Here is a 23,308-nt window from a genome sequence, read left to right as displayed (position 1 = left end):
ACCCGCGCCCTTGGGGGTTCAGATCGCGGCGCCGGCCGTCTTCTCCTGGAAGATCTCGTACGCCTCCTCGGGCTTGAGCCCGTCGTGCACGACCCCGCGGACGGCGGCGAGCATCCCGGCGGGGTTCTCGCTCTGGAAGATGTTGCGGCCCATGTCGACGCCCGCGGCGCCCTCCTGGATCGACCGGTAGGCCATCGTCAGGGCGTCCAGCTCCGGCAGCTTCTTGCCGCCGGCCACGATGATCGGCACCGGGCAGCTCGCGGTGACGGTCTCGAAGCCCTCCTCCACGTAGTACGTCTTGACGATGTGGGCGCCCATCTCCGCGCTGATCCGGGTGGCCAGGCGGAAGTAGCGCGCGTCGCGGACCATGTCCTTGCCGACGGCGGTGACGCCGAGCACGGCCACGCCGTGCCGCTGACCGGCGTCGACCAGCGCGGCCAGGTTGGACACCGACCGCGACTCGTGCTCGCCGCCGATGAACACCTGGATGGCCACGGCCGCGGCGTTGAGGCGCAGCGCGTCCTCCATGTCGAGCGCGATGTGCTCGTCGGACAGCTCGCGCAGGATGCTCGGGCCGCCGCTGGCGCGCAGCACGATTCCCGCGCCGGTGGTCGCGGGGATGCTGGTGCGCAGCGCGCCGCGGGTCATCATGATCGCGTCGGCGGCGGGTGTGAGCGGGGCGATCCGGGTGTCGAGGCGCTCCAGACCGGCCATCGGCCCCACGAAGTAGCCGTGGTCGAAGGCGAGCATGACCGTGCGCCCGGTGTTCGGCCGGAAGATGCGCGACAGGCGGTTGCGCAGGCCCCAGTCCTGCCCGTGCGCGCCCTTGACGTGGAAGCCGCCCGCCGCGGGCCCGGACGTCCCGAAGTCGCGGGCGTCGAGCAGGCCGTCGGTGTCAGCCATCAGTGTCGTCTCCTGTGATAGTGGTGGTGGTCGTGGCGGCCGCGGGTCGCGGACGCCGTCTGAACAGGGAGGCCAGGCCTCCGCTACGGTCGCCTCCGCCTGCGAGGAACAGGACGAAGAGCACCAGGCCGCCCTTGAGCAGGTTCTGCGCCGCGGTGCTCCAGCCGACGAGGTTGACCAGGCCGTCGAGGAGGATGAAGAACAGGGCCGCGCCCCACACGCCCACCGGGACCGCCCGGCCGCCGGAGATCAGCGTGCCGCCGATGACCACGACGGCCACGGAGTCGAGCAGGTAGCGGGTGCCGAGATCGGCCGAGGGCGCGATGTAGGCGGCGAGCAGCGCGCCGGTCAGCCCGGCCAGCGCCCCGCTCAGCAGGTACGTCGTGGCGATGACCCGGGCGACCGGGACGCCGGCCCGTTCGGCGGCGCGGCGGTTCTGCCCCACCGCGACCAGCGACCGCCCGTAGACCGTACGGCGCAGCAGGGCGGCGACGAGCACGGTCAGCACCGCGATCGCCAGCGCGAGGACCGGCACGCCCGCCGGACGGAGGTTGAGCGCCGCGCGGAGACCGGCGTCGGGCACGGCGGTGAAGCCGTTGGCCGTCGACAGCGTGATCGACGAGGCGACGAGCCCCGCGGCCAGCGTGGCGATGATCGGGGGGACGGACAGGCCGAGGATGGCCACGGTGCTGACCGCCGCGACGAGGACGCCCACGCCGATGCCCGCGAGGATGCCCACGGCCGCCGAGCCGGTCGCGGAGGCCGCCGCCACCGAGACGAACCCGGCGAGCGAGATGATTGAAGAGACCGACACGTCGATGTTGCCCGGGCCCGCGGTGACGACGAGCATCTGCCCGAGCCCGACGATGACGAGGTAGGGCGCGAGGGACAGGGCCAGGGAGACCGTCTGCCCGCCGCCCTGGCCCGAGATGACCAGGATCACCAGCCACACGAGCGCGGCGGCGGCGAAGCCCCACACCCAGGGGGCGCCGTTCCGGGGGCCGCTCCAGGAGCGCGGCCCGGCCACGCGGATGTTCATCGCAGCACCTTCCCCACGACGACGCGGCCGGCGAGCACGGCCAGGACGATCACTCCCTGTACGGCTGACTGCATGTCGGACCGCACGTCGAGCAGGCTGAGAACCACGCTGACCAGGCCCAGCGTGACCCCGCCGACGGCCGCGCCCCACGGCACCGCGGTGCCGCCGGCGAAGGAGCCGCCGCCGAGGATCACCGCGGCCACCGTCATGAGCGTGTAGCTGGAGGCCGACGACACGTCCCCGCCGCCCGTCTGTGAGGCCAGGACGAGGCCGGACAGCACGCCGAGCACGCCCGCCGCGGCGTAGGCGACGACGCGGGAGGTCACCGGGCGCAGCCCGGCCCGCCGCAGCGCGACCGGATTGCTGCCGAGACCGCGCATCCGCACCCCGAGGGCGCTGCGCGCGGAGAGCAGGTAGACCAGCAGGGCGACGACCACGATCGGCAGCAGCGGCGCGGGGAAGCCGGCGGGCTGCCACGCGCCGAAGGACGCCAGCCACTCCGGGGTCGTGCCGCCGGGGGTGGGCAGCAGGAACAGGCCGAGGCCGAGCCAGACGAACGACGCGCCGAGGGTCGCGATCAGCGCCGGCACCTGCCGCAGGTGGATGAGGAAACCGAGGACGGCGTACGCCGCGACCAGCCCGGCCAGCACGAGGACGCCGGTCAGGGGCGACGACACCAGCAGCGTGGCGGAGACCACGGTGACCAGGCCGACGAAGTTGCCGATCCCGAGGTCGATGTCGCCGACGGCCATCAGCGTCATCTGGGCCTGCGCGGCGATCACCAGCGGCACGGTCGCGGACAGGACCAGGGTGAGGCCCTCCACGGTCAGCACGCCCGGCTGGAGCGACGAGCAGACGCCGATCATCACGATCAGGGCCACGGCGCTGACCGCGGCGGGTGCGGAGCGGCGCATCCGCGCCCGGCCCGGCAGGGCGGGGGCGAGAAGCTGGGCCATCAGTCGTCTTCTCCCTTCTCGGCGAAGGAGACGCCGATGATGCGTTCCTCGGAGATCTCCTCGCCGGTGAGCTCGGCCACCACCCGGCCGGCGCGGAAGACGTAGACCCGGTCGCAGTGGGCCATCTCGGCGTTCTCGCTGGAGTACCAGACGACGCTGCGGCCCTTGGCCGCCTCCTGCCGGATCAGGCCGTACAGATCGGTCTTGGTGTGCACGTCCACGCCCCGGAACGGGTCGTCGAGCAGCACGAGCCCGGCCGGGGAGGCGAACGCGCGGGCGACGATGACCTTCTGCTGGTTGCCGCCGCTCAGCTCGGTGATCCCGGCCTCCGCGCCGCCCCTGATCGACAGGCGCTTCACCCAGTCGGCGACGACGGCGCGTTCCTCCGCCGGGCGGCGCAGCCCGCGCCGGGCGATTCCGCGCAGCGCTGTCACGATCAGGTTGTCGCCCACGCTCCACAGGGGCAGCACCCCCGAGCGCTGCCGGTCGCCGGGCACGTAGGCCCGGCTCACACCGACGGTGGTGTCGCGCCGGACGGGCCGCCACAGGCGTTCGAGCACCTCCTGCTGGCCCTGACCGGCCAGCCCGGCGAGGCCCACGACCTCGCCCCTGCCGACCCGCAGGGTGACCTCCCGCAGGCCGGGGCCGGTGGCCCCGAGCAGTTCGGCCACGGTCTCGCGGGCGGCGGTCCCGGCGGCGGCGGGCGCGCCGAACGTCGGCGCAGCGGCGACGTGCGCGCCCATCAGCCCGAGGACGTCCGGTTCGCTCAGGCCGGAGGCGGGCCGCTCGGCGGTGACCGCGCCGTCGCGCAGGACGGCGACGCGGTCGGCCACCGAGAGGACCTCCCGGATGCGGTGCGAGATGAGCAGCACGGACGTCCCGGCCTCGGTCAGCCGCCGCACGTAGGCGTACAGCGACCGGGCGGCGTCCGGGCCGAGCGACTCGGTGGGCTCGTCGAGGATCAGCAGGTCGAGCCGGTCCACCAGGCAGGCGCGGGCGATCTCCACCATCTGGCGGCGGGCGAGCGACAGGTCCTCCACCCGGTCGCGCGGGGAGACGCCGTGACCGGGGAACATCTCGTCGAGGCGGCGGCGTACCGCGTCGCTCGCGGCCCGCCGCCACCGCAGGCGGGGCAGGCAGTGCCGCGAGGACACCCACATGTTCTCCGCCACGGTGAGATCGGGGCACAGCGACGTCTCCTGGTAGGCCATCCGCACCGTGCGGAAGTCTCCGGCGGACGCCTTCGCGCCGTGGACGAGGACCGTGCCGGCGTCGCAGGGCTCCAGCCCGGCGAGGACCCGCATGAGGGTGCTCTTGCCGGCGCCGTTGTGGCCGACCAGCCCGAGCACCTCACCCGCGCGGACCTCCAGGTCCACGCCCGTCAGCGCCCGGGTGCGCCCGTACGTCTTGGTCACGCCCCTGGCGGTGACGACGGGCGGCCGCCCGGCCGGTCCCGTGTCCGTGTCCGGCGGCGCGGTGCCGCCGGCCGGGAGATTGTCGACGTGCATGCCCGGTCTCCTCCGTCTCCTGCGTGCCGTCGGTGTGTGGAGCGGGTCAGCCCTGCGCCGACGGGATCGGCGGCTGCACCGGCTTGCCGCCGGTCTTGACGGCCTCGACCTGCTGCCGGAACAGGTCGCGGGTCCACGGCCAGGCGGCGTACTCGTCGGGCTTGAGCACCGAGGCCCAGGCGTCGCGGTCCTTCTGCTCGATCAGGACGATCGGGAAGGTCATCTGCTTGGGCACGTCCTTGCCGTCGAGCAGGTCGAGCGCCTCCCAGAGGGCCGCGACCGACTGGCCGGGGTCGGACATGACGGCGACCGAGCCGTTGTCGATCTTGTTGTCCCGCCAGTAGCTCAGCGCGCGGCCGTTGGTCTCGAAGTCCACCGCGGGCACGGTCTTGCCGGCCGTGGCGAACGCCTGGGCGACGCCGTAGCCGTCGCCGCAGCCGATGACGCCGTCGACCTTCGGCACGCTGGACAGCACGCCGAGCACCGCCTTCTGCGCGGTGGCGCCGTCGCACATGCCGGTCACCGTCGCCACGGTCTTCACCCCGGGGTAGTCCCCGAGGATCTTCTTGGTGGTGTCGAGCATCTCGGCCTCGGGCTGGGACCCGACGACGCCGCGGCTCACGATGACCGAGCCCTTGCCACCGATGCCCTCCAGGAGCGGCTTCGCGGCGTACGTCGCCCAGTCGACGAAGCTGTTCTGCAGGACGTGCGCGCAGGGCGCGTCGATGGCCGAGTCGAAGACCACGACCTTGACGCCCGAATTGCAGGCCTGCTGGATGACGGGCTGCAGCGCGGTCGGCGAGGCCGGGTCGATGAGCAGGGCGTCGGGCTTCTGCAGCAGCAGGCTCTTGATCTGGGCGACCTGCTCGGTCGCGGAGTTGTCGCCCGGCGCGTTGACGACCTTGTACTTGCCGATCAGCCCGTCGCTCTTGGCCTGCTGGGCGGCGGCCTCGAACTTGGCGATCATCGTCTGCCGCCAGCCGTTGCCGATGAAGCCGTTGCTCAGCGCGATGAAGGGCTTGCCGCCGCCGTCGCCGCCGCTCGCGGCCCCGTCCGCGGCGGCGGTGTCACCGGAGCCACCGGAGCCGCAGCCCGCGGCCAGGACGGCGAGAGCGGAGATCGCCGCGGCCGAGGCGGCGCGCCAGGGCCGGCGTGTGGGACGCATGTGCATGGTGTCTCCAGTCAGAGCGGGTTCGCGAGGGGGAGATCGGCTGGGACACGTCGGCCCGATGCCGACTTGTCATTACAGGCCTGTAGTGACAAGCAAACTAAGACGGCGTTTCGGGCATGTCAAGAGGTTGTTTCCGGTCGTACTACTTGGAGAGTCATGGATAATCTTGATGACGGCTCCGACCACTTGTAGTGACAGGTGTTGGTCGGGCATGCTGCTGCGGTGCCGCCAAGGAGGTTCCCGTGACCCTGACCTATCCGCCCCTGGACCGCGACGGGGCGGAACCGCTGTGGATGCAGCTCATGCGGGCGCTGCGCGCGGAGATCGAGAGCGGCGAGCGCGGCCCCGACCGGCCGCTGCCGTCGGAGGCCGAGCTGAGCGACCTGTTCGGCGTCTCCCGCACGGTGGTCAGGGAGGCGCTGCGCGAGCTGGTCCAGCAGCGCCTGATCTACAAGGTGAAGGGCAAGGGGGCCTTCGTCGCCCCCCGCAAGACGGAGCTGAGGTTCGTCGGGTCGATGTCCGGATCGGCCGACGACCTGCGGGAGTCGGGCCGCCGGGTCACCACCCAGACCATCCGCCAGGAGCTCGGCGAGGCCGACGAGCGGGAGGCCGCGCTGCTGCGGATCCCAGAGGGAGAACAGGTCGTACGGCTGCGCAGGCTCCGCCGCGTCGACGGCCAGCCGTGGCTGCTCGTCGAGACGGCCCTGCCCGCCCGGCTCGTCCCCGGCCTGGAGCGGGTCGTCCTGGAGAACCAGTCGCTCTACGACACACTGCGGCGCCGGTACGGCATCGAGCCCGCGGCGGCCGACCGCTGGATCGAGGCGGTCTTCCCCGACCGGGAGGACGCGGCGCTCCTCGAGGTGTCCACCTCGACGCCGCTCCTCGGCATCGAGTCGGTCGCGTGGCTGGAGGACAACACCAGGTTCGAGGCCTACCACGCCCTCCACCGCAGCGACCAGACCCGCTTCTACGTCGGCATCCGCTGACCACGCCGTCGTCCGTGCCTCCGGCGTCCCGGGCGGCGGGGCGTCATCCCTCGCTTCGGAGGCCGCGGCCTCCGGACGGACGACGCCCCGCCCGGCTCACCAGCTCCTGCCGGCCTGCTCCCGGACCGTACGGTTGATCCGGTTGAAGAAGTTGGTCAGCGCGATCTCCAGGTTGATCGCGGACAGCTGCGCCTCGTCGAAGTGCGCGGCGGCGGCGTCCCAGATCTCGTCGGTCACACCCGGCGCGCCGTCCTGGATCCGGGTGGCGGCCTCGGTCAGCGCGAGCGCGGCTCGCTCCGCCTCGGTGAAGAAGGGCGTCTCGCGCCACGCGACCACGTTGTGCAGCCGCTCGTCGGTCTCCCCGTGCTTCCTGGCCGCCGCGACCCCGGCGAAGACGCACGGGCTGCAGCCGTTGATCTGGCTGGCCCGCAGGTGGACCAGATCGAGCACGCGCGGGTCGACGCCACTGGCGTGAATCGCCTTGTAGAGGTGCTGGATCGCCGTCGTCACGTCGGGATTCGCCCGGCTCTTCATCCGTGCTTCCATCGGTATCGCCCCTTCATCGGTTACCCGAGCCCGTCCGGGCCCGTCATCACCCATGACGTGGCGGATTCGAGGAAGGTAACAACATGTCCGACACCAGCCCGGCCGACCCGGTGGGCGAGGCGTTCGAGGCCCAGCGCGACCGGCTGCGCGCGGTCGCCTACCGCATGCTCGGCTCGCGGGCCGACGCCGAGGACGTGGTCCAGGAGGCCTGGCTGCGGCTCTCCCGCCAGGGCACCGAGACCATCGACAACCTCGCCGGCTGGCTGACCACGGTGGTCGGCCGGATCAGCCTGGATGTCCTGCGGTCGCGCCGGGCCCGCCCCGAGGCGTCCTACGACGACCGGCTGGCCGAACTCGTGGTGACAGCCGACGACAGCCTTGCGCCGGAGGACGACGTGGCGCTCGCCGACTCGGTCGGGGTCGCGCTCCTGGTCGTCCTGGAGGCGCTCCGGCCGAGCGAGCGGCTGGCGTTCGTGCTGCACGACCTGTTCGCGGTGCCGTTCGACGAGATCGGCCGGATTCTCGGCAGGTCCACCGACGCCGCCAAGATGCTCGCCAGCCGCGCCCGCGGGAAGGTGCGGGCGAACCCTCAGGAGCCCGGACGGCCGAGGGCCGCCGGACGGGAACAGCGCGAGGTGGTCCAGGCCTTCCTGGCGGCGGCCCACCGCGGCGACTTCGAGGGGCTGCTGCGCGTGCTCGACCCCGAGGTGAAGCTGACCGTCGACACCTCCGACGGTGTGGTCGTCGTCCTCGGCGCCACCAAGGTCGCCGCGGGCGCGACCGCGCGAGTCGCCGCCGGCGCGGCCGCGCGAGGGCGAGCGGTGCTCGTCAACGGCCTTCCCGGGTTCGTCTCCTGGCGCGAGGACGGGACTCCGCTCTCGGTCATGGCGTTCACCGTCGTCGACGGCCGGATCGTCGCCATCTCCACCGTCATCGACCCGGCCAGGCTCGCGTCGGCGGATCTCCCGGATCCGGCGTGAGCCACCGCCGGGCATGAGATCGCGGCACCGTGGGCCACCCGGGCCCGCGAAGTCGTCGTGGAGACCGAAGTCCGTACCGGTCCTAGAGACCGCCGAGCTGGGAGGCGGCGCGGATGGCGAGCCACACCTCGGCGAAGTCGCCGGTCGCCGACAGGTCGCGGCCGGTCAGCGCGCCGAACCGGCGCAGCCGGTACGCCAGCGTGTTGGGGTGGACGTGCAGGGCCCGCGCGGCGTCGTCGACGCGGCGGTCGCGCTCCATCCAGGTCCGCACCGACGCGACCAGGTCCGATCCGTGCGCGGTGTCGTACCGCAGGGCGTCGCCGAGCACGTGCTCGACCAGGGCGGCCAGCACGCCCACGTCGTCCGGCAGCCACCGGCCCGTGGTGTCCTCGCCGTACGTCACCAGCGGCCGGCCGGACTCGGCGGCGCGGGAGGCCGCCCACAGCGCCTCGGGCTGGGCGACCCGCAGCGACGACCCGGGCGGGAGCGGGCGGCTGACGCCCGCCGCGATCCCCGGGATCTCCCGCAACGCCGCCCCCGCCTCTCCGGCGCCCGCCCCGCCGTCCTCCCCACGCGGCGCGGCGCCCGTCCCCGCGTCGCCGGTGATCACGGAGGCCGGCGTCAGCACGTACAGGTCGCGGTGCCGGCGGAGCATGAGGTGGGGGTGCTCGCCGAGGGCGCCCACGACGGCGTCGTCCTCGGCGTCGCGCGCCACGAGCAGCACGACCTCGACGTCCGGGAGGAGGCCCATGAGGGCGAGCCTGCGCCGGGCGGTCTCCGGGTCGAGCACGTCCTGCAGCAGTTCGGCCAGCGTCTCCGCGCCCTGCCGCCGCAGCGTCTCGCGCCGGCTGCGCACCATCGCGAGCCGCAGCGCGGCGACGGTCGCGATGTGCTGCACCACGGCCAGTCCGGCCGGGCGGGCGCCCTGCCGCTCGAAGGCCACCAGCCATCCCGCCGGGCCGCCGGGCGCGGGGACCGGGAGCGCGAAACCGCCGGGGATGGTCGGCGGCGCGTCCGCCGAGGCGGGCAGCCGTACGCCGGGAGGGGGCGCGGGCACGCCGGGCAGCAGCGGCCGCCCCTGCGGGGTGCTCAGGTGGATGGCGTACCCCGACAGCCGTTCGAGCCGCTGGAACAGCCCGGCCGTGTCCAGCCCTTCCGAGGCGAGCCAGCGCAGCGCGCCGAACACCTGTAGCTGGGCTCCCAGCCGCTGCCGGGCGTCCTCCTGCACGGCCGCCGCGACCTCCTGCGCGATCGCGATGAACGGCACGGCCAGCGGCACCTCCAGCACCGGGAACCCCCGCTCCTCGGCGGCGTCGAGGAAGGCCCGGCGCAGCGGCGGGACGTGCAGGCCCGCGCTGAGCGCGAGCGCGGCCACCCCCGCGTCGTCCAGCCGTTCCAGGTACGCGCGCTGCGCGGCGGCGGCGCGCGGCACGCCGATGCCGGTCGTCATGATGACCTCGGCCCCGAGCAGCCAGGGGGTCGGGTCGTCGAGCTCGCTCACGTGCGCCCAGGAGACCGACCTGCCGAGGCCGCGCTCACCGGCCACGACCCTCAGTTGCAGCGCGGGGGAGCGCAGCAGGTCCTCCACCGTGGTGTGCGTGTCCACATCGTGGAGCTTATTTCTGGTGATAGACCCAATTGTCCTTATTCGGAGGGGTGGGGCACACTCAAGCGGTCTCCCTTGACCTGGAGGAACGCATGACCGGCCGCCCCACCCTGATCGACGCCCCGGCGGGACCGCCGGACGGACCTCTACCGGCGCTCGACGTGGCCTACGATCTGAGCGGCCTGCTCGCGCCGGGCACGGCCTGACGCCGGGGAGAAGCAATGATCGTCGACCTGTCGGTGCCCGTCGTGAGCGGCATGCCCGTCTACCCCGGCGATCCGGAGGTGGAGATCGCGCCCGCTCTCACGGTGGCGGAGGAGGGCGTGAACGTGCTCCGCCTGCACCTCGGGTCGCAGTCGGGCACTCACGTGGACGCGCCGTGCCACATCGACGACGCGCTGCCCACGCTCGACGACCTGCCGCTGGAGCGGTTCCTCGGCCCGGCGGCGGTACTCGACGCCCGGGGCCTGCCGCCGCATGCGCCGATCACCCCCGCGATGCTCGGCCCGGTCGGCGGGCGGCTCGGGCCGGGGACCGTCCTGCTGGTCGCCACCGGCTGGGACGCCCACTGGGGCACCCCCGGCTACCTGGCCCACCCGTACCTGGAGCCGGAGACCGCCCGCCTGATCGTCGCCGCGGGCGTGCGGACCGTCGGCGTCGACGCCCTCAGCGTCGACCCGACTCCCGCCCCCGCCGACCTGCCCGCGCACCGCGTGCTGTGCGGCGCGCACGCCGTCATCGCGGAGAACCTGCGCAACCTCGGCCCGCTCCTGGAGGCCCAGGCCGCCGGTCGTCCGATCGAGGTCTCCCTGCTGCCGCTGCGCCTCCACGCGGCCGACGGGTCTCCCGTACGCGCCGTCGCGGTCACGCGCTAGGAGGAGGTCAGCGCGTGCCCCAGGAGTAGGTCTGCTTGTGCAGCTTGAGGTAGACGAACGTCTCGGTGGCGCGAACGCTGGAGATGGCCCGGATCTTGCCGAGGATCTCCAGCAGGTGGGTGTCGCCCTCGCAGACCACCTCGACCATGATGTCCACCGAGCCGGCCGTGAGCACGACGTAGTCGATCTCGGGGATCTGCGACAGTTCGTCGGCGACCTGCTCCAGGTCGCCCTCGCACTTGATGCCGATCATCGCCTGGCGCGGGAAGCCCAGGGTCAGCGGGTCGGTCACGGCGACGATCTGCATGACGCCGAGATCCAGCAGGCGCTGCACCCGCTGGCGCACCGCCGCCTCCGACAGGCCCACGGCCTTGCCGATCGAGGCGTACGGCTTGCGCCCGTCCGTCTGAAGCTGCTCGATGATCTGCTTGGAGATCTCGTCGAGCACCACCGGCCCGCCCTTCGCGGCAGCCGCGCGGGATCTAGGCGGAGTCGTCATCCTCGGGGGGTGTCCTCTCTTGGAGAGCGCGTCGGTCCTACCGACCTCGTGTTACGGCACCGTTTTTGCCATGTTGCGATCGTGGTCTGACATGGTGTCAGCTCAGTCGCTTCCGTCAAGCGATTCCGTAGCAATTTGGTATCTTAGCCACGAAATCCCTTGTCGTAGGCTCTTTCCTCTGTCAGAGTCGCGACATCCTAGCTACCTCAACAGGAGGTCAACGGTGACCACCCGTCTCCAGAACTTCGTGAACGGGAAGTTCGTCGACGCCGCGAGCGGCCGTTTCTCCGACGTCGTAGACCCTACGACGGGAGAGGTCTACGCCCAGGCACCGGTGTCGGGACAGGAGGACGTCGACGCCGCGTACGCCGCCGCGACGGCCGCCTTCGAGACGTGGGGCCAGACGACGCCGGGTGAGCGCGCGGCGCTGCTGCTGAAGGTCGCCGACGCGATCGAGGCCCGGGCCGACGAGATCAACGAGGCCGAGTGCCGCAACACCGGCAAGCCCCGGGCGCGCATGGCCGAGGACGAGACCCCGGTCGCCGCCGACCACTTCCGCTTCTTCGCGGGCGCGGCCCGCACCCTGGAGGGCCCGACCTCCGGCGAGTTCATGGCCGACCACACCTCCGTCATCCGGCACGAGCCGATCGGCGTCATCGGCCAGGTCACGCCGTGGAACTACCCGATGATGATGGCCGTGTGGAAGATCGCTCCCGCGCTCGCGGCCGGCAACACGGTCGTGCTCAAGCCGTCCGACACCACCCCGGCCTCCACGCTGAAGCTGGCCGAGATCCTGGGCGACGTCCTGCCGGCCGGCGTCTTCAACGTCGTCACCGGCGACCGGGAGACCGGCGCGCTGGTGGTCGGTCACCCGGCCGCGAGCATGGTCGCGATCACCGGCTCGGTGGGCGCGGGCATGGCGGTCGCGAAGACCGCCGCCGACGACGTCAAGCGGGTCCACCTGGAGCTGGGCGGCAAGGCCCCCGTCGTGGTCTTCGACGACGTGAAGGACATCAGGGCCGTCGCCGAGGGGATCGCCGGGGCGGCCCTCTACAACGCGGGTCAGGACTGCACCGCGGCCTGCCGGGTGCTGGTGCACGAGAGCATCCACGACGAGTTCGCCGCGGCGCTGACCGAGGCCGCCGCCGCCACCAAGCTGGGCGGGCTCGACGAGGAGGACGCCTACTTCGGCCCGCTGAACAACGCCAACCAGCTCGCCCGGGTCGAGTCGTTCTTCGAGCGGCTTCCCGAGCACGCGAAGGTCCTCACCGGCGGCGCCCGCGTCGGCGACAAGGGCTACTTCTTCGCCCCCACGGTGGTCGACGGGCTGCGGCAGGACGACGAGATGGTGCAGGACGAGATCTTCGGCCCCGTCATCACCGTCCAGACGTTCACCGACGAGGCCGACGCGCTGGCCAAGGCGAACGGTGTCCGCTACGGCCTGTCGGGCTCGGTCTGGACCTCCGACCACGGGCGCGCGATGCGGATGTCCAAGCGCCTCGACTTCGGCGTGGTCTGGGTCAACACCCACATCCCGTTCGTGTCCGAGATGCCGCACGGCGGCTTCAAGCACTCGGGCTACGGCAAGGACCTGTCCGTCTTCGGGCTGCACGACTACACCCGCGTCAAGCACGTGATGCACTACATCGGCGAATAGGTTCCCCCGGCGCGAGCCGTACGACCTATCGATAAAGAGGGATAAGCCTGGAATGACAGATATCCAGGCGGGCCCGGGGGCGGCGGTCGCCGCCCCCGGATCAGTCAGCGTGCCCGCCATCGAACTCGACAACGTGGTCAAGGAGTACGCCTCGCACGGCGAGGTCGTACGGGCGGTCAAGGGCGTGAGCCTCGCGATCGCGGAAGGGGAGTTCTTCTCCCTCCTCGGGCCCTCCGGCTGCGGCAAGACCACCAGTATGCGAATGATCGCCGGGTTCGAGGACCCCACGCAGGGGGTCGTCAGGCTCCACGGGGAGGACGTCACGCACGTCCCGCCGAACAAGCGTGACATCAACATGGTGTTCCAGTCGTACGCGTTGTTCCCGCACATGAACGTCTGGGACAACGTCGCGTTCGGGCTCAGGCGCAAGAAGGTCCCCGACGCGGAGATCACGCGCCGCGTCGGCGAGATCCTGGAGGTCGTGGACCTCACCGGCCGTGAGAAGCGCCGTCCCAAGGAGATGTCCGGCGGCCAGCAGCAGCGGGTCGCGCTCGCCCGCGCGCTGGTCAACCGGCCCCGCGCGCTGCTGCTCGACGAGCCGCTCGGCGCGCTCGACCTCAAGCTCCGCCAGGCCATGCAGATCGAGCTCAAGCGGATCCAGCGCGAGGTCGGCATCACGTTCGTCTACGTGACGCACGACCAGAGCGAGGCGCTGACGATGAGCGACCGCATCGCGGTCATGAACGACGGCCTGGTGGAGCAGCTCGCCGAACCCCGCGAGATCTACGAGCGGCCCGCCAGCAAGTTCGTCGCCGGCTTCATCGGCACCTCCAACCTGTTCAGCGGCACGGTGCAGCAGGTGAGCGGCGACACGGCCGTGCTCGCCCTCGGCCCGAGCGACCGGATCCTCGTCCCCGCGGACGGCGCGCTCTCCACCGGGCAGGCGGTCGATCTCACCGTCCGCCCCGAGAAGATCAAGCTCGCCAAGGAGCAGCCGGAGGGCGATCTGAGCGTCGTCCGGGGGACCGTGGCCGAGGTCGTCTACCTCGGGACGTACAACAGCTACGTCGTGGTGCTCGGCGACGGGGCCGAGATCACGGTGTTCGAGCAGAACGCGAACGACAGCACGATCACCGCCGAGCGCGGCGACGAGGTATGGCTCTCCTGGCAGCCCTGGCACTCCTACGCGCTGAGGTAAAACCCCGAACTCCCCGGAGCACACGAACCCCATGAACCATCCTCACAGGCAGGACCCCGCCTTCCTCCGCGGCACGACCCAGCGCCGGCTCGGCAGGCGCGACGCCTTCCGGCTCGCGGGACTGTCGGCCGCCGGGCTCGCCCTCGCCGCCTGCGGCGTGCAGGGCAAGGGCACGGCCAAGCCGACCTCCTCCGCGCAGGCCCAGTCCGAGGTGGAGAAGTACTGGTCGGGCAAGACCAAGAACGGCCACGTGGACTTCGCCAACTGGCCGCTCTACATGGACCCCAAGCAGCCCGAGCTCAAGCAGTTCACCAAGCAGACCGGGATCACGGTGACCTACAAGGAGGTCATCCAGGACAACCCGAGCTGGTTCGCCAAGATCCAGCCGCAGCTCGCGGCCGGGCAGTCGATCGACTACGACCTGATGGTCGTCACCAACGGCCTGCACTTCACCCAGCTCGTGCAGCTCGGCTACCTCGTCCCGCTCGACCACTCCAAGCTGCCGAACTTCGCGGCCAACGCCGGCGACCGGTACAAGAACGAGTCGTTCGACCCCGGCAACGTCTACAGCATCCCGTGGGCGTCCGGCATGACCGGCATCGCGTACAACCCGAAGTACGTCGACACGCCGCCGACCAGCATGGCCGACCTGTGGAACCCCAAGTACAAGGGCAAGGTCGGCATGATGTCCGACTCCCAGGAGATCGCCAACTTCGGCCTGTTCGCGCTCGGCATCGACCCCGACAAGTCGACCGAGGCCGACTGGGAGAAGGCCGCGGCCAAGCTCCGGGAGCAGCGCGACGCCGGCATCGTGCGCAAGTACTACGACCAGGCGTACATCGACCCGCTGGCGAAGGGCGACATCTGGCTCACCATGGCGTGGTCGGGCGACGTCTTCCAGAAGAACGTCTCCGACGGCACGGACCTGAAGTTCGTGCTCCCCAAGGAGGGCGCGACCATCTGGACCGACAACATGATGATCCCGAAGACCGCGACGAACCCGGTCGACGCGATCACGCTGATGGACTTCTTCTACGACGTGAACGTCGCCGGGCGGCTGGCCGAGTTCATCAACTACGTCACCCCGGTCCCGGCCGCCAAGGACGTCATCGCGGCCGACGCCGCGAAGGCCACCGGTGAGGACAAGAAGCTCCTCGACGCGGTGGCGGCCAGCGAGCTGGTGTTCCCGGCCGAGGACGACTACGCCAGGCTGCGCAGCTACAAGAACTTCGCGACGCCGCAGGAGCAGAAGAAGTTCGAGTCCATCTTCCAGGCGATCACGACGGCATGAGCAGGCTCAGGGCTTCGCTGACGCCGTACGCGCTGCTCTTCCCGGGCACGCTCTGGCTGGCGATCTTCTTCGTCATCCCGACGGTGGTCATGCTGTCGCTGTCGCTGCAGTCCGGCGACGTGGTCAACGGCTACGCGTTCACGTTCAACTGGCACAGCTACGTGGACGGGATCAGCACCTACCACGACCAGATCATCCGGTCCCTGGTGTACGGCCTGGCCTCGACCCTGATCCAGATCGTCATCGGGTTCCCCGTGGCGTACTGGATCGCCTTCAAGGGGGGTAGCCGCAAGTCGGTCTACCTGTTCATGCTGCTGCTGCCGTTCCTCGTGTCGTTCGTGCTGCGCACCATCTCCTGGCAGTTCTTCCTGTCCGACAACGGCCTGCTGCTCGGGCCGCTGAAGTCGGCCGGGCTGGTGCCGCAGGACTTCCACATCCTGGCCACGAGCGCGGCGGTGATCGGCGGCCTGGCGTACAACTTCCTGCCGTTCATGATCCTGCCGATGTACGTCGCGCTGGAGCGGATCGACCCGCGCGTCCTGGAGGCCGCGCAGGACCTGTACGCCAGCAAGGCGCAGACCTTCCTGCGGGTGGTGCTGCCGCTGTCGCTGCCGGGGGTCTTCGCCGGGGTGCTGATGACGTTCGTCCCGGCCACGTCCGACTACGTCAACGCGTCCGTGCTCGGCGGCACCAGCAACACGATGGTCGGCAACGTCATCCAGAACCAGTTCCTGATCAACCAGGACTACCCGACCGCCTCGGCGCTGTCGTTCACGCTGATGGCCCTGCTGCTGGTGGGCATCTTCGCGTACGCGAGGGCGCTCGGCACCGAGGACGTGCTGGAGGTGGCGGCGCGATGAAGCGTGGCCTGCTGCGGGGCCGCCTCCTGCAGATCTACACCTGGCTCGTGATCGCGTGGCTGGTGCTGCCGATCGCCGTCATGATCCTCTTCGGCTTCAACGACACCCACGGCCGGTTCAACACGAGCTGGCAGGGCTTCACGCTCAAGTGGTACGGCAAGCTGTTCGAGATCGGCGACCTCACCCAGGCCCTGGTGAACTCGCTGGTCATCGCCGTGCTGACGATGCTGGTCGCCGGGGTGCTCGGGTCGCTGATCGGGCTGGCGCTCGGCCGCTACCGCTTCCGCGGGGCCGGGGCGATGAACCTGGTCATGTTCGCGGCGATCTCCTGCGCCGAGATCGTGATGGGCGCGTCGCTGCTGTCGCTGTTCGTCACGCTCGCCGTGCCGCTCGGGTTCTGGACGATCGTGATCTCGCACGTCATGTTCTCGATCTCGTTCGTGGCCGTGACCGTGCGGGCCAGGGTGATGACGCTGGACGCCTCCCTGGAGGAGGCGGCGCGCGACCTCGGCGCGGGGCCGTGGACGACGTTCCGCCTGGTCACCCTGCCGATGATCTTCCCGGGTGTGCTGGCGGGCTCGATGCTGGCGTTCGCGCTGTCGATCGACGACTTCGTCATCACCAACTTCAACTCCGGCGGCACGGTGACGTTCCCGCTGTGGATCTGGGGCGCCACCCGGGTCGGCATCCCGCCGCAGGTGAACGTCATGGGCACGCTGATCTTCGCGGCCGGTGTGCTGATCGCCCTCGGCAACGCCCTCCTGGCCCGCCGCCGCGCCAACGCCTAAGAAGGAAGTGGAATTCGTGGTTCCGTCGAAGGCGCTCGCCGACGCGGAGCGCAGGCCGTACTGGCTGGACCGGCCGCTCGCACCCGAGCCGCTGCCGCCGCTGACCGGAGACGCCACGGCGGACCTCGCGGTGGTCGGCGGCGGCTTCACCGGGCTGTGGACCGCCCTGATGGCCAAGGAGCGCGACCCCTCGCTCGACGTGGTCCTCCTGGAGGGCCGCGCGGTCGGGTGGGCCGCCTCCGGCCGCAACGGCGGGTTCTGCGCGGCGAGCCTGACGCACGGGCTCGGCAACGGCCGGGACCGCTGGCCGGCGGAGATCGCGACGCTGGAGCGGCTCGGCCGGGAGAACCTGGACGAGATCGAGCGGACCCTCTCCCGCCACGGCGTCGACTGCTCCTTCGAGCGGACCGGCGAGCTGCGCGTCGCCACCGAGGAGTGGCAGCTCCCCGGGCTCGACGAGGACGTCAGCGCGGCGGCCTCGCTCGGCGTGCGGCTGGAGCGGCTCGACCGGGAGCGGGTGCGGGCCGAGATCGACTCGCCGACGTACCTCGGCGGGGTGTGGGACCGGGACGGCGTCGCCATGGTCGACCCGGCGCGCCTCGCCTGGGGGCTGCGCGACGTCTGCGTCCGGCTCGGCGTGCGCGTCTTCGAGCACACGCCGGTGCGCTCGCTGCACGAGGACGGCCCGGCGCTGGAGCTGGGGACGCCGAAGGGCCGGGTCAGGGCCGGGCGGGTGGCGCTCGGCACCGGCGCCTTCCCGCCGCTGCTGCGCCGGCTCCGGCACTTCCTGGTGCCGGTGTACGACTACGCGCTGATGACCGAGCCGGTGCCGGACGGCCTGCTGGCGGAGATCGGCTGGCGGAACCGCCAGGGCGTCGGCGACTCGGCCAACCGGTTCCACTACTACCGCCTGACCGACGACAACCGCATCCTGTGGGGCGGCTACGACGCCGTCTACCACAACGGCGGGCTGGTCAGGCCGGAGTACGACCAGCGCGACGCCACCTTCGAGAAGCTCGCCACCCACTTCTTCGAGACGTTCCCGCAGCTCCACGGCCTGCGCTTCACCCACCGGTGGGGCGGGGTCATCGACACCTGCAGCCGGTTCAGCGCTTTCTTCGGCACGGCGTACGGCTCGCGTCTCGCCTACGCCGCCGGATACACCGGTCTCGGCGTGGGGGCGACCCGCTTCGGCGCCAACGTCATGCTCGACCTGCTCCAGGGGCGTCTCACCGAGCGGACCGAGCTGGAGATGGTGCGGCACAAGCCGATGCCCTTCCCGCCCGAGCCGGTGCGGTCGGGCGTCATCCAGCTCACCCGCTGGGCCATCGCCCGCGCCGACGAGCACGAGGGCCGCCGCAACGCCTGGCTGCGCACCCTCGACGCCTTCGGCGTGGGCTTCGACTCCTGACGCGGCGGCCGCGTCACCGGCCGCGGACCTCCAGGAAGTGCCGGTTGTACATGACGCCGAGGACGTTGCCGAAGGGATCGACCACGGAGGCGGTGACGAATCCCGGGCCGCGCTCCACGGGCTTCTCGTACGTCGTGGCGCCGAGGGCGAGCAGCCGGTCGACGGCCGCCTCGACGTCGTCCACATGCCAGTAGACGACCGCGCCCGCGGGCTCGTCCGGCCGGGGGCGGGGGGCGAAGCGGCTGTCGACGACGCCGAGCTCGTCCTCGTGGTCGCCGATCCGGAACTCGGCGTAGGCGAGCGTCCCCTCGACGGAGCGCGTGAAGTACGGCTCGACGCCGAGCAGTCCGGCGTACCAGCGGGTGGCGGCGGTGACGTCGTCGGCGTAAAAGCTGACGGTGCTGAGGCCTCGCAACATCGGGGTCTCCCTTCTCGACGGGTGATGTCGTCAATCCTCCGGCCTGAAGTGCTCACCTTCTGAGCACTTTTCCGGGCAGAATCGGGAACCATGCGCGCCGACCGTCTCGTCGCCGTCCTGCTGCTGATGCAGGCGCGCGGCCGGGTGACCGCGGCCGAGCTGGCCGGCGAACTCGAGGTGTCCGTGGCCACCGCCCGCCGGGACCTGGAGGCGCTGTCGGCGGCGGGCGTCCCGGTCTATCCGCAGCCGGGGCGTGGCGGCGGCTGGTCGCTGGTCGGCGGCGCCCGTACCGACCTCAGCGGCCTGTCGGCGGCCGAGGCGCAGGCGCTGTTCCTGCTCCTCGGCCCGGCAACGGCCGGGCCGTCCGCGTCGGGGCCGGCCGAGGCCGGAGCGGCGCTGCGCAAGCTCCTGGCGGCCCTGCCCCGGACCTTCCGGGCCGACGCTGAGGCCGCCCGCGACGCGACCCTGGTCGATCCCGTCCGGTGGGGGGAACGCGACCGCCCGCGGCCCGCCACGGTCGACCTGCTGCAGAGCGCCGTGGTGAGCCGTCGCAGGGTCCGCCTGACCTACGCCGGCAGGGACGCGGAACCCGCGGAGCGGCTGGTCGACCCGTGGGGACTGATCGACAAGGACGACGTCTGGTACCTGCTGGCGGGAACCGACCGGGGGCGGCGGACCTTCCGCGTCGACAGGATCGTCCGGGCCGAGGCGACCGGCGAGACCGCCGAACGCCCCGCCGGCCTCGTCCTCGCCGCCGCCTGGCAGGAGGTGGTCGAGGAGATCGAGCGGCGGCGTTCGCGCACCTGGGCGACCGTGCTCGTCGAGGAGCGGTTCGTGCCGGTCCTGCGCGACCGGTTCGGACGGCACTGCCACACCGAAGGCGAGGCGGGCCGGGGCCGTGTCCGGGTGCGCCTCGCCGCCCCGACCCCGCTGGACGTCGCCCGCCACCTCGCGGGGTGGGGCGCCATGATCGAGGTCGTCGAGCCGAGCGCCGTCCGGGACGAGCTCGCCCGCATCGGCGCCGAACTCGTCGCCCGCTACTCGGGACGGGAGCCGGCCTAGGACGGCCGGGGTTCTCCGGCCGTCCTGGGCCGGCGAGTCGCCGTCGGCTCCGTTCACATCAGGTTCGCGCGGGGGTCCGTACGTTTCCCGCATGCGAAGACTCCTGGTGGGACTGCCGGCGGGACTGACCGTCGCCTCCCTGCTCCTGACGGCCTGCGGCGCCGGGCCCGGCCGCCCGGCGCGTACCCCTGAGGCGCCCGCGTGCGCCCCCGCACTCGGCCGCGCGTTCGGGGCCTGGGCGGACGCGGGGTTCAGCGGGTCGGTCGCGATACTCCGGGACGGCGCGTTCGAGTGCCGCGCCGCGTACGGCACGGCCGACGCCGCCGCCCACCGGCCGAACACGCCCGGCACGGTGTTCAGCATCGGCTCGGTGACCAAGGCGGTCACCGCGGCCGCGATCCTCCGGCTCGCCGACGAGGGGCGGCTGTCGCTCGACGACCGGGTGGGCGCGATCCTGCCGCGGCTGCGCGGCCCGGTGGCCGGCGCGACGGTCAGGCAGCTTCTGCTGCACACGAGCGGGCTCAACGGCACCCACGGCGGTGACTACGAGCCGCTGTCGCCGGACGCGGCGCTGGCCGCGATCGGCAGGCTGAAGCTCGCCTTCCCGCCGGGCACCGGGTACGTCTACTCCAACGCCGGATACACCCTGCTGGCCCTCGTCGTCGAACGCCTGTCGGGCCGCGGCTACCGCGACTACGTGGGCTCCGCCGTCCTGCGGCTGCCCGGCGGTCGTACGGCGGGCGGGTTCTGGGACGGGCGCCCGGCCGCGCCGGGCCCGAGAGCGGTCGGCTACCTCGACGACGGCAAGCCGGGACACCAGGGCGGCTTCGCCGGGCCGTACTGGGGTGCGGAGGGCAACGGCGGGCTGGCGATGACCATGCCCGATCTGGCGGAGTGGACGTACGCGCTGTTCACCGGCCGGGTGGTCACGCCCGCGTCGGCCGGACTCGTCGCCCGCCCGGGGTGGCCGCTGGGGAACGGCAGGTCCGAGACGCCCGGCTGGGTCGCCTTCGACCGGTCGGTCTACGGCGAGCGGTTCCTGAGCGCCGCAGGCGGCGGTGGCGACGTCGGCCACAACGCGGTCGTCGCCTGGGTCCCGGCCCAGCGGCGCGTGGTCGCCATCGCGTCGAACACCGCGAAGCTGCCGGCCGAGGCGCTGCTGCGGGCGGTGGGACCGGCGCTGCTGGCCGGCCGCCCGCTGCCCGCGCCCAGCCCCGCCACCACTGCCGCGGGCCCCGCCCGCGGCGGCGATCTCGCGGCTATGGTCGGGACGTACCGGCTGGAGAGGGGAGGCGGGTTCCAGGTGTCCGCCGAAGGGGGCAGGCTGACCGTCTCCGCGACCGGGGCTGGCGCGGTCCGCGCGCTGGCGCCGCCCGGCCCGGAGGTGACGGAGGCGGCGCTGCGCGCGCACGAACAGCGGGTGCTGGCGCTGCTGAACGGCCGGACCCAGGAGGGCCGCAGGGAACGGGCCTCCCTTGGGAAGGCGTTCGGCGCGGTGTCGGGGCTCACGCTCGCCGGCACGGTCACGAAGGGCGCCGACACCCGCACGTACGTCACGCTCACCACCGGCAGGGGGCCGGTCCTGGCCTGGTACGCGGTCAACGAGCAGGGCGGGGTGATGGCCGCCGAGGTCCCGGCGAAGCCGCCGGCGCTGACGCTCGTGCCGTCGGGCGGCGCCGGCCGGTTCCGCCCGGACGATCCCACCGGCACCGGCCCCCGCGTCGAGGTCGCGTTCGAGGGCCGCCGCATGACCGTCACCGGCGCGTCCGGCACCGTCACCGCCGAGCGGTCCGGCTGACCCGCCGTGCGCGTGCTCCTCGTCGAAGACGACCCCGAGCTGTCGGAACTGGTCGCCCTCGGCCTGCGCAACGAGTCGTACGCCGTGGACGTGGCGGCGACGTACCGCGAGGCCGAGGAGTCGCTGCGGGTCACCTCCTACGACGTGGCCTGCCTCGATCTGGGGCTGCCCGACGGCGACGGCCTGGACCTGCTGCGCCGGCTCGCCGGCGACGCGCACCTGCGCCGCCCCCGGCGAACGCTCGTCGTCACCGCCCGTGACGCGGTCGGCGACCGCGTCGCGGGGCTGGACGCGGGCGCCGACGACTACCTGGTCAAGCCGTTCCACTTCGCCGAGCTGGTGGCCCGGCTGCGGGCGCTGGGCCGTCGCGGCGACCAGCACGGCTCGCTGCTGCGGGTGGGCGACCTGGAGCTCGACCAGGTCACCCACCGGGCCTGGCGGGCGGGCGACGAGCTGGAGCTGACGTCGCGCGAGTTCGCCCTGCTGCGCTACTTCATGCACCACCCCGGCCGGGTGCTGTCGGCCGAGGACCTGCTGGAGCACGTGTGGGACGCGAACGCCAACCCCTTCACCACCTCGGTACGGGTGATCCTCAGCCGGCTGCGCAGGAAGCTCGGCGACCCGCCCGTCATCACCACCGTCACCGCCGCCGGTTACCGCCTGGAGGGACCGTGACGCGGCCCTGGCGCTCGCTCCGCGTCCGGCTCGCCGTGCTCGCCTTCCTGGGGTTCTACGTCCCGCCGCTGGTGCTGTTCGGCGTGGTCCTGCTGACCGACACCGAGACGACCGCGCAGGCGCTCAACGGGGCCGAGCACCTGCGCAGCGCCTCGGCGCACCGCCTGCCGTGGCTCTCCTGGACCCTCCTCGCGCTCGCCCCGGCCGCCGCCGCGGCCGCCTGGTGGTGGGCGGGACGGGCCGTCGCCCCGATCAACCGGGTCCGCGCGGTGGCCCGGGAGATCGGCGGCACCGACCTGAGCCGCCGGATCGGGCTCGGCCACGGCCCACTGGAGGTGGTGGCGCTGGCCGCCGAGTTCGACGCGATGCTGGACCGGCTGGCGGCGGCCGCGGCGGCCCAGCGGCGGCTGCTGGAGGAGACGAGCCACGAGCTGCGCAGCCCGCTGTCGGTGCTGATGACCAACGCGGAGGTCCTGCTCGCCCACCCCCGGCCCACCCTGGAGGTCTACCGCGACGGGCTGCGCCGTTCGGAGAGCGTGGCGCGGCGGTTGCGGGCGACCGTCGACGACCTGCTGACCGAGGCCCGCGGACGCGCCCGTACGCTCGACCACCGGCCGGCCGACCTCATGGAGGTGGCGCGTGACGTGCTCCGGCAGGCCGAGGTCCTGGCCGCCGGGAAGCGGATGACGCTGTCCTTGGCAGGCCCGGCGGAGGCCGTGTGCCCGGTCGACGAGGCCACGGTGACCCGCGCCCTCGCGAACCTCGTCGACAACGCCGTCCGCTACGGCCCGGAGGGCACGCCGGTGACCGTGGAGATCGGCCTCACGCCCGGCCTGGCCGTGGTCACGGTCGCCGACCGGGGGACGGGCATTCCCGAGGAGGAGCGGGAGCGCGTGTTCGAGCGGTTCTGGCGCGGCCATCGCGACGTGCCCGGCACCGGCCTCGGCCTGCCCATCGCCCGGCAGATCGCCCGGGCCCACGGGGGCGACCTCACTGTCGTGTCCGGCGATCCCGGCGCCCCGGGCTGCGCCTTCCGCCTCACCCTGCGCCGCCCGCGCGGCCAGGTACGGCGGTGAGATCA

The 23,308-nt window shown here is 72.5% G+C and carries 22 protein-coding genes and 1 pseudogene; 13 read left to right on the top strand and 10 right to left on the bottom strand.

Annotation, left to right across the window (positions count from 1 at the left end; all coding sequences use genetic code 11):
• Positions 1 to 18: 18 nt before the first annotated feature.
• The 6 genes and pseudogenes from lsrF to FED44_RS34080 form a co-directional block, all read right to left on the bottom strand.
• The gene (gene lsrF / locus FED44_RS34100; RefSeq protein WP_138463250.1) at positions 19 to 903 is read right to left on the bottom strand and encodes a 3-hydroxy-5-phosphonooxypentane-2,4-dione thiolase; all 885 of its coding nucleotides are present in this window, start codon (positions 901 to 903) and stop codon (positions 19 to 21) included.
• Positions 896 to 1,942, bottom strand: coding sequence for an ABC transporter permease (locus FED44_RS34095; RefSeq protein ID WP_138463249.1), 1,047 nt, complete (start codon positions 1,940 to 1,942; stop codon positions 896 to 898). The genes lsrF and FED44_RS34095 overlap by 8 nt, the downstream gene beginning before the upstream one ends.
• Entirely contained in the window at positions 1,939 to 2,898 is a 960-nt protein-coding gene (locus FED44_RS34090; protein ID WP_138463248.1) for an ABC transporter permease, read from the bottom strand. The genes FED44_RS34095 and FED44_RS34090 overlap by 4 nt, the downstream gene beginning before the upstream one ends.
• Positions 2,898 to 3,641 carry an ATP-binding cassette domain-containing protein gene (locus FED44_RS38645; protein WP_463674811.1) on the bottom strand — a complete coding sequence of 248 codons (744 nt, stop codon included), beginning with the start codon at positions 3,639 to 3,641 and terminating at the stop codon, positions 2,898 to 2,900. Before FED44_RS38645 ends, FED44_RS34090 begins: the two co-directional genes overlap by 1 nt.
• Positions 3,642 to 3,902: 261 nt before the next feature.
• A pseudogene (locus tag FED44_RS38640) lies at positions 3,903 to 4,268 on the bottom strand (ATP-binding cassette domain-containing protein); the annotation flags it as partial.
• A 184-nt stretch (positions 4,269 to 4,452) separates the two neighbouring features.
• On the bottom strand, positions 4,453 to 5,571 hold the full coding sequence (locus FED44_RS34080) for an ABC transporter substrate-binding protein (RefSeq protein WP_244302498.1): 1,119 nt from the start codon (positions 5,569 to 5,571) through the stop codon (positions 4,453 to 4,455).
• Positions 5,572 to 5,819: 248 nt separating this feature from the next.
• Between FED44_RS34080 and FED44_RS34075 the strand changes: the two genes are divergently transcribed.
• A complete protein-coding gene (locus FED44_RS34075; RefSeq protein ID WP_111701965.1) occupies positions 5,820 to 6,563 on the top strand; it encodes a GntR family transcriptional regulator in 744 nt (247 codons plus the stop codon).
• Between the two features lie 96 nt (positions 6,564 to 6,659).
• On the opposite strand, the gene FED44_RS34070 is transcribed toward FED44_RS34075, so the two are convergent.
• Positions 6,660 to 7,109: a carboxymuconolactone decarboxylase family protein gene (locus tag FED44_RS34070; RefSeq protein ID WP_111701963.1), complete on the bottom strand. Its 450-nt coding sequence runs from the start codon at positions 7,107 to 7,109 to the stop codon at positions 6,660 to 6,662.
• Between the two features lie 83 nt (positions 7,110 to 7,192).
• Here FED44_RS34070 and FED44_RS34065 point away from each other — a divergent pair, with 83 nt between their 5' ends.
• A complete protein-coding gene (locus FED44_RS34065; protein ID WP_138463246.1) occupies positions 7,193 to 8,089 on the top strand; it encodes a sigma-70 family RNA polymerase sigma factor in 897 nt (298 codons plus the stop codon).
• A gap of 82 nt (positions 8,090 to 8,171) precedes the next feature.
• Here FED44_RS34065 and FED44_RS34060 read toward each other — a convergent pair whose 3' ends face one another.
• Entirely contained in the window at positions 8,172 to 9,695 is a 1,524-nt protein-coding gene (locus FED44_RS34060) for a PucR family transcriptional regulator (protein ID WP_138463245.1), read from the bottom strand.
• A gap of 221 nt (positions 9,696 to 9,916) precedes the next feature.
• Between FED44_RS34060 and FED44_RS34055 the strand changes: the two genes are divergently transcribed.
• Positions 9,917 to 10,570 carry a cyclase family protein gene (locus tag FED44_RS34055; protein WP_138463244.1) on the top strand — a complete coding sequence of 218 codons (654 nt, stop codon included), beginning with the start codon at positions 9,917 to 9,919 and terminating at the stop codon, positions 10,568 to 10,570.
• Between the two features lie 7 nt (positions 10,571 to 10,577).
• On the opposite strand, the gene FED44_RS34050 is transcribed toward FED44_RS34055, so the two are convergent.
• Positions 10,578 to 11,069 carry an Lrp/AsnC family transcriptional regulator gene (locus FED44_RS34050; RefSeq protein ID WP_138463243.1) on the bottom strand — a complete coding sequence of 164 codons (492 nt, stop codon included), beginning with the start codon at positions 11,067 to 11,069 and terminating at the stop codon, positions 10,578 to 10,580.
• Between the two features lie 223 nt (positions 11,070 to 11,292).
• Between FED44_RS34050 and FED44_RS34045 the strand changes: the two genes are divergently transcribed.
• From FED44_RS34045 to FED44_RS34020, 6 genes are read left to right on the top strand one after another with little or no spacing between them, the layout of a single operon-like run.
• The gene (locus tag FED44_RS34045; protein ID WP_138463242.1) at positions 11,293 to 12,726 is read left to right on the top strand and encodes a gamma-aminobutyraldehyde dehydrogenase; all 1,434 of its coding nucleotides are present in this window, start codon (positions 11,293 to 11,295) and stop codon (positions 12,724 to 12,726) included.
• 52 nt (positions 12,727 to 12,778) lie between these two features.
• Positions 12,779 to 13,924: an ABC transporter ATP-binding protein gene (locus FED44_RS34040; RefSeq protein ID WP_138463241.1), complete on the top strand. Its 1,146-nt coding sequence runs from the start codon at positions 12,779 to 12,781 to the stop codon at positions 13,922 to 13,924.
• Between the two features lie 31 nt (positions 13,925 to 13,955).
• Positions 13,956 to 15,215 carry a polyamine ABC transporter substrate-binding protein gene (locus FED44_RS34035; RefSeq protein ID WP_138463240.1) on the top strand — a complete coding sequence of 420 codons (1,260 nt, stop codon included), beginning with the start codon at positions 13,956 to 13,958 and terminating at the stop codon, positions 15,213 to 15,215.
• Positions 15,212 to 16,075, top strand: a complete 864-nt coding sequence (locus FED44_RS34030; protein ID WP_111701947.1) for an ABC transporter permease — start codon at positions 15,212 to 15,214, stop codon at positions 16,073 to 16,075. The genes FED44_RS34035 and FED44_RS34030 overlap by 4 nt, the downstream gene beginning before the upstream one ends.
• The gene (locus FED44_RS34025) at positions 16,072 to 16,863 is read left to right on the top strand and encodes an ABC transporter permease (protein ID WP_111701945.1); all 792 of its coding nucleotides are present in this window, start codon (positions 16,072 to 16,074) and stop codon (positions 16,861 to 16,863) included. Before FED44_RS34030 ends, FED44_RS34025 begins: the two co-directional genes overlap by 4 nt.
• Positions 16,864 to 16,879: 16 nt before the next feature.
• Positions 16,880 to 18,274, top strand: a complete 1,395-nt coding sequence (locus FED44_RS34020) for an NAD(P)/FAD-dependent oxidoreductase (RefSeq protein ID WP_138463262.1) — start codon at positions 16,880 to 16,882, stop codon at positions 18,272 to 18,274.
• 13 nt (positions 18,275 to 18,287) lie between these two features.
• On the opposite strand, the gene FED44_RS34015 is transcribed toward FED44_RS34020, so the two are convergent.
• Positions 18,288 to 18,692, bottom strand: coding sequence for a VOC family protein (locus FED44_RS34015; protein ID WP_111701943.1), 405 nt, complete (start codon positions 18,690 to 18,692; stop codon positions 18,288 to 18,290).
• A 90-nt stretch (positions 18,693 to 18,782) separates the two neighbouring features.
• Here FED44_RS34015 and FED44_RS34010 point away from each other — a divergent pair, with 90 nt between their 5' ends.
• From FED44_RS34010 to FED44_RS33995, 4 genes are all read left to right on the top strand, one after another.
• Entirely contained in the window at positions 18,783 to 19,754 is a 972-nt protein-coding gene (locus FED44_RS34010; RefSeq protein WP_138463239.1) for a helix-turn-helix transcriptional regulator, read from the top strand.
• Between the two features lie 91 nt (positions 19,755 to 19,845).
• Positions 19,846 to 21,552, top strand: a complete 1,707-nt coding sequence (locus FED44_RS34005) for a serine hydrolase domain-containing protein (protein WP_138463238.1) — start codon at positions 19,846 to 19,848, stop codon at positions 21,550 to 21,552.
• Positions 21,553 to 21,558: 6 nt separating this feature from the next.
• The gene (locus tag FED44_RS34000) at positions 21,559 to 22,227 is read left to right on the top strand and encodes a response regulator transcription factor (protein WP_138463237.1); all 669 of its coding nucleotides are present in this window, start codon (positions 21,559 to 21,561) and stop codon (positions 22,225 to 22,227) included.
• Complete coding sequence (locus FED44_RS33995; RefSeq protein WP_138463236.1) at positions 22,224 to 23,303, top strand: sensor histidine kinase; 1,080 nt, start codon at positions 22,224 to 22,226, stop codon at positions 23,301 to 23,303. The genes FED44_RS34000 and FED44_RS33995 overlap by 4 nt, the downstream gene beginning before the upstream one ends.
• Positions 23,304 to 23,308 lie beyond the last annotated feature (5 nt).

This window comes from Microbispora triticiradicis, from assembly GCF_005864065.1.
In the GTDB taxonomy this organism is placed as follows: domain Bacteria; phylum Actinomycetota; class Actinomycetes; order Streptosporangiales; family Streptosporangiaceae; genus Microbispora; species Microbispora triticiradicis.
This window is presented reverse-complemented; position numbering and strand designations above follow the sequence as displayed.

What these genes read in the sequence shown, in the direction of transcription:
- FED44_RS34070 (WP_111701963.1), bottom strand. Translation starts at nt 7,109, where the DNA reads ATGGAAGCACGGATGAAGAGCCGGGCGAATCCCGACGTGACGACGGCG.
- FED44_RS34065 (WP_138463246.1), top strand. Translation starts at nt 7,193, where the DNA reads ATGTCCGACACCAGCCCGGCCGACCCGGTGGGCGAGGCGTTCGAGGCC.
- FED44_RS34055 (WP_138463244.1), top strand. Translation starts at nt 9,917, where the DNA reads ATGATCGTCGACCTGTCGGTGCCCGTCGTGAGCGGCATGCCCGTCTAC.
- FED44_RS34010 (WP_138463239.1), top strand. Translation starts at nt 18,783, where the DNA reads ATGCGCGCCGACCGTCTCGTCGCCGTCCTGCTGCTGATGCAGGCGCGC.
- FED44_RS34090 (WP_138463248.1), bottom strand. Translation starts at nt 2,898, where the DNA reads ATGGCCCAGCTTCTCGCCCCCGCCCTGCCGGGCCGGGCGCGGATGCGC.
- FED44_RS34040 (WP_138463241.1), top strand. Translation starts at nt 12,779, where the DNA reads ATGACAGATATCCAGGCGGGCCCGGGGGCGGCGGTCGCCGCCCCCGGA.
- FED44_RS34030 (WP_111701947.1), top strand. Translation starts at nt 15,212, where the DNA reads ATGAGCAGGCTCAGGGCTTCGCTGACGCCGTACGCGCTGCTCTTCCCG.
- FED44_RS34015 (WP_111701943.1), bottom strand. Translation starts at nt 18,692, where the DNA reads ATGTTGCGAGGCCTCAGCACCGTCAGCTTTTACGCCGACGACGTCACC.
- FED44_RS34095 (WP_138463249.1), bottom strand. Translation starts at nt 1,942, where the DNA reads ATGAACATCCGCGTGGCCGGGCCGCGCTCCTGGAGCGGCCCCCGGAAC.
- FED44_RS34035 (WP_138463240.1), top strand. Translation starts at nt 13,956, where the DNA reads ATGAACCATCCTCACAGGCAGGACCCCGCCTTCCTCCGCGGCACGACC.
- FED44_RS34025 (WP_111701945.1), top strand. Translation starts at nt 16,072, where the DNA reads ATGAAGCGTGGCCTGCTGCGGGGCCGCCTCCTGCAGATCTACACCTGG.
- FED44_RS34050 (WP_138463243.1), bottom strand. Translation starts at nt 11,069, where the DNA reads ATGACGACTCCGCCTAGATCCCGCGCGGCTGCCGCGAAGGGCGGGCCG.
- FED44_RS34005 (WP_138463238.1), top strand. Translation starts at nt 19,846, where the DNA reads ATGCGAAGACTCCTGGTGGGACTGCCGGCGGGACTGACCGTCGCCTCC.
- FED44_RS34080 (WP_244302498.1), bottom strand. Translation starts at nt 5,571, where the DNA reads ATGCGTCCCACACGCCGGCCCTGGCGCGCCGCCTCGGCCGCGGCGATC.
- lsrF (WP_138463250.1), bottom strand. Translation starts at nt 903, where the DNA reads ATGGCTGACACCGACGGCCTGCTCGACGCCCGCGACTTCGGGACGTCC.
- FED44_RS38645 (WP_463674811.1), bottom strand. Translation starts at nt 3,641, where the DNA reads ATGGGCGCGCACGTCGCCGCTGCGCCGACGTTCGGCGCGCCCGCCGCC.